The following is a 4,870-nucleotide window of genomic DNA, read 5'->3' as shown; positions in this document are numbered from 1 at the left end:
GACCGAGTACGAGGCAGCGCACTACGCTGACACAGACCGATGGGCCGAGTGACTACCGGCCCGTAAAACACCGGCAGGAAAGCCGGGGCGGTTCACTCCGACACACCACCTGACCCGACACGCTGATGAGGTGGTGTCGAATTTCGCGACCAGAAACCGGCCACAAGCCGCTCGACCGATGCCCAAATTAGCGATCAACTGACTCCCAAATTCACGACCGAAGCCATCGCCGCCTGGTGCAACGCTGCCAGCACCCGTCCCATCGCCCATGTCGCCGCCGAGATGGGCATCTCCCGCCAATGCGCGTCCAAGTGGGTCAACCGGTGACGCCGCCACGGCGAGCTCGGCCTGCTCGACCACTCCTCGACACCACATCGCCAACCCCACGCCACCCCGGCCGCGGTCGTCGCCCGGATCGAGCGGCTACACAGGGACAACAAGTGGTCGGCACGGCGGATCGCGTTCGAACTCCACAGCGAAGGCACCACGATCGCGGTCCGCACGGTCACCCGCCAACTCGCCCACCTGGGGTTGAGCCGTCGCCGGTTCCTCGACCCCACCGGCGAGAACAACCGGACACCACGCCGGATCACCGCCCGCTGGCCAGGACATATGGTGCACGTCGATGTGAAGAAGGTCGGCCGCGTCCCGACGGCGGCGGCTGGCGCGTCCACGGCGCCGGCTCCGACCAAGCCAAGGCCGCCGCCAGGGTCAAGAAGCGCGGCGCCAAAGCCGGCTACGTCTACCTGCACTCCGCTGTCGACGGCTACTCCCGGCTGGCCTACACCGAAGCCCTCGACGACGAGAAAGCCGACACCGTGATCCGGTTCATGCACCGAGCAAGGGCGTTCTTCGCCGCCCACGGGATCGGCCACATCCACCGGATCGTGACCGACAACGGCGCCTGCTACAAAGCCCACGACTTCGCCAAAGTGCTCCGCGGTGCGCGTCACCAGCGGATCCGTCTACACGCCCCGCCATAACGGCAAAGTCGAACGCTACCAACGGATCCTGGCCGAATAGTTCCTCTACGCCCGCACCTGGACCTCTGATCGACAGCGCAGAGAAGCCCTGCAGGTTTGGAATATCCACTTCAACTACTATCGCCCGCACACCGCCGCCGGAACCGCCCGCCCGCCAGCCGCCTCCACACCGGTGTCACCAAGGTCATGGCCTCATACAACTAGACTTCGGCGGTGACTGATCGAGACCGCATCAGCATGCCTACTTCGACGCTCGATTGGGGGTGAATCACGGCGGTTCTTTCGGCTTGCGGCGGAGGTGGTAGTCGGCGCTTCACATCCTGCCGCCGAAAGAACCGCCCCTCAGCTCACCACCACTCGCACCGCGTCACAACGTCACGACCCACAACAACTAGCTGTTGCGGGTCGACCCGCGAATAGTCGTGTGGGGGCGCCGCTACAGGTATCTGTTCGACCCGTACTTTCCATACGTAGTCAACCACAACCGGGGTGCAATGCCTGTGGTTCTCAGGCCTGTGGCGGGATGACGTGTGGCGCGCCGGCTGGCTGCGCCGAACTGACCTTCGGCGGTGGCGGTGGCGCGGAGTCGGTAGCAAGACCGATGTCCAAACCCGTCGGATGGGCATATCCCGTAAAACCACCATACTTGTCCGTCAGCGGCGGATAGTTGGGATCCAACGGGATGAGTTGGCCGTGGTCCAGGATGTTGAGGCCTGTCTCGTTCTTGATGATAAGAGTACTGTGCTTCTCCCACTGCACGACATCGCCAGTCCTCAACTGGGCAACATCATTGACTGTTGCCCATGGGTGGTCCGCTGACGACTCGCCTACGGTGCCGGCGTACGCGGCCGCCGCGTCGGTGGCGGTGTTCTGCGTCTGCCGAAGCAAAGCTTCCGCCACAGGTCGGGATACCTGGACAGTAGAATCTCCGATTTTGTAATCAACCATTCCGCCCGGTTTAGTCACTGTCGGCGGTGTACCCGCAGACGTCGGCGCGGTCACGCCAGGAGTGGTTTGCGGAACTGCCGGCGTTGCGGCGGCCGTCGGCGCGTTGCGGTCGCGCTCGTTTTCCCGTCGCCGAACCCGCTCCTCCTGCCGATCTCGATCCCCCCGGTCATAGGATTGAGCGCCGTGGGGCTGGCCACTCTCCCTGCCCATCATTCCATTCAAGGCGCTCATCATAGCAACTTGCTGCATTGCCTCGGCCGCACCACTACCGCTACTGCTGGCAGCAGGCGTAGCATTATTTCCGCTGATCCCAGTGGTGGCGCTCCCCCCCCTTGCAGGAGTACCAGTATCAAAATTATCCCGCATAGGCGAGCGAGCAGTGTAAGGTGAACCCACGCCCGAGGAGGACATATCGGTAGATCCGGTATTACTAATTTTCTCAGTACCCGCCTCGGTGTCGTTCAACGAATCCGCAGTGTCAAGGGAAGAGGCAGGCCATCCAGACTGTGTCGGACTCAAATCAGCCTTTGGTGTGCTGGTCATTTGGCCTGCAGTTTCCGCTGCCCGCGGCTGCAACGGCTCCACAAAATCGACTTGCTTCTTCGCTACATGAGTATCAACCTGATCACCAACGCTCGTCATATCTACAATTTCGGCTTGCTTCTGATACTTATTTACCGCTTCCCTATAGGTTTCTTCCCATTTTTCGCTGGCAGTATCGATAGCACTGACATAGTATCTCTGTTCGGCATGAGGGCTCAGGTACCACATGCCGTTTTGCCCGTTCTTGCCATCCGTATTCTTTTCGTAGACGGGTACATCCATGGCAGATGTGGGCGGACCGCCGGAGCTTTCTGTGATCTGATACCCGGTGCGAGAGAGCCCTGAAGGCTCGCGTTCCAAACAACTATTGAGCTCGTCCATTATTAGTTTGAGATGCTTAAATGTATCCGAACCGGTAATCGCTGAGTCATAAGTGGCACCCTTTACGTCTTTATGGTCTGCGATGTACTTAGCACGCCGGGCAGTCAGCTGATCTTTTAATTCATCGTGCGATTCCCGTATTTTAGACCAACCATCCATTGTATCAACCTGCGCGCCCTCGAGCACTGCGCTGAAATCTGGTGCATTTTTCGGAGTTCCGTCAGCGAGCGTATCGAAACCCCCCTGCATGGTGAATTCCATATCTTCGATCAGGCTGATGAGCTGCGGGCTGGCACCCTTCGGTATGTATAAATCGACATATAGGGAATGCGCCTCTTCTTTCTTGAACTTTTCATAGCCGTAGTCGTCAAATTTTGGCTGCTCGTCCGTCTGTTCTTGTTGCCTCTTTTTGTTGACGTAAGCTTTCGGATCACCGGAGTTGAGTGCGTAAACTATATCCTTATACTTAGGGTCGTTTTTGAGGTTCTCATCTGCCGTCAGAGGGAGCTTCTTGCGCTCCTTTTCGTCTAAACGGTTGAAGAATTGCTCGAACTCGTCCGCGCTTAATCCTGAAAGCATTTCAAGTGCTTGCTTGTCTTCGTCGTCCTTGAAGGCTACTTCGTTGAAGTTCAACCAATAGACCCTACTTAACTCTTTGTATTTGTCAACGACGTCCTGCACTCTATCGACCATCGACTTCTCCTCTATACTTTGAATTCCTCGATATTAATCACAAGCGGGCCGCTTGGATCACCGGGAGGTCAGAATTTACACCATTGGCACCGCGGTCATCCTCGGTCAAATGAAGTGCAAATATAGCCTTTGCAATGATCACTGATACTCCAAGTGTCAGACTCAATAGATCGGCATCCACCATTGCGGATATATCTGGCACAGGTAGCACGCGTGGGCGAGTATGACCAATAATAACGCGAAATGCACTACCCTGACTTGCAAGGCATTTTTGCCTCACTCCCCGCATTGCTTCGCCGAGCTAGGGATTCGCGAATTATTCACCGTCATGTAACGATTCGATCAGGACGCCTGAGAGCCCAGGGGCGACTCGTCAACAAGGCTCCTTCCCGGTGATACCACACGTTCAGCTAATCAATTCTTCAGCGATTTTTACTGTTTCCAGTCTAGATTAAGCAATTTTTTCTAAAAGAACGCTGTTATACCTAGAATGATATTTACCAAACTGGTATTGTGTCGTACGTCTCTACCCGACTTGCGCATCATCGGGAGAACATTAAGGCTTGCAGGTGTCACTTCGTGCTACTGGACTGTCCTGGAGTTCTGTCCGCCGAGTTGTGAGATTCCAATCCGTTCGATGGAAGGATCTCCACTCGTGCCAATGATGTACTCAGCGCAACGCGCTGTCGCTCTGATCGTCGATGAAGGCCGCAGGGTCGCCGACGTCGCCCGCGATCTCGGACTCACCGAAGCCACCCCGTATCGGTGGAAACCCCAGACCCTGGTCGACCGCGGAGAAGTGCCAGGGACGTCCCCGGTCGAATCGGCGCAACTGCGGGATGCGTGTCCGAGCGGGGCTACCGCCATCACCGCAACCGACTGCCCAGCCAGCGCCGATTGCGCCACGAGATGCTTGCCGAAACGATCAGGGCCATAAAGGGGCTCTCGGGAGCAGGAAAACGGTACATCAGCAAGCAAGACATCGCCACACACGAGGATCTGGTCAATCGGAACTTCATCGCAACTCGGGAGAATCAGCTGCGGTGCACCGATATCTCCGAGCATCCGACCCGTGAAAGGAAGGTGTATCGACGCCTACTCCCGACGTATCGTCGACTGGGCCATCGACTCTCGGCATCCCGCGTCGATGGGGCTCAGTGCGCTCGACACGGCCATCGCGGCACGTTCACCCGATGGGACGGTCATCCACAGCGACCACGGCGCCCAGGCCGTATTCAATCGGTCGTCGCAACACCGGTTTGTTGGAGCGATCGTAGCTGCTCGGTGAAGGCTTCAGCGGGCGTCTTCCAGCCGAGGCTTTT

2 protein-coding genes and 2 pseudogenes are annotated in these 4,870 nt (G+C 57.8%); 3 read left to right on the top strand and 1 reads right to left on the bottom strand.

Features of this window, described 5'->3' with window-relative positions:
* Positions 1 to 209: 209 nt before the first annotated feature.
* Positions 210 to 1,187 (top strand): annotated as a pseudogene (locus ACWEH3_RS35645) (IS481 family transposase).
* Between the two features lie 303 nt (positions 1,188 to 1,490).
* Here ACWEH3_RS35645 and ACWEH3_RS35640 read toward each other — a convergent pair.
* Positions 1,491 to 3,548, bottom strand: a complete 2,058-nt coding sequence (locus ACWEH3_RS35640; RefSeq protein WP_450026686.1) for a hypothetical protein — start codon at positions 3,546 to 3,548, stop codon at positions 1,491 to 1,493.
* Between the two features lie 490 nt (positions 3,549 to 4,038).
* Here ACWEH3_RS35640 and ACWEH3_RS35635 point away from each other — a divergent pair, with 490 nt between their 5' ends.
* On the top strand, positions 4,039 to 4,485 hold the full coding sequence (locus ACWEH3_RS35635) for a transposase (RefSeq protein ID WP_450026684.1): 447 nt from the start codon (positions 4,039 to 4,041) through the stop codon (positions 4,483 to 4,485).
* A gap of 135 nt (positions 4,486 to 4,620) precedes the next feature.
* Positions 4,621 to 4,770: pseudogene (locus tag ACWEH3_RS35630) on the top strand (DDE-type integrase/transposase/recombinase); the annotation flags it as partial.
* Between the last annotated feature and the right edge of the window lie 100 nt (positions 4,771 to 4,870).

Source organism: Nocardia sp. NPDC004718 (assembly GCF_053601535.1).
This window is presented reverse-complemented; position numbering and strand designations above follow the sequence as displayed.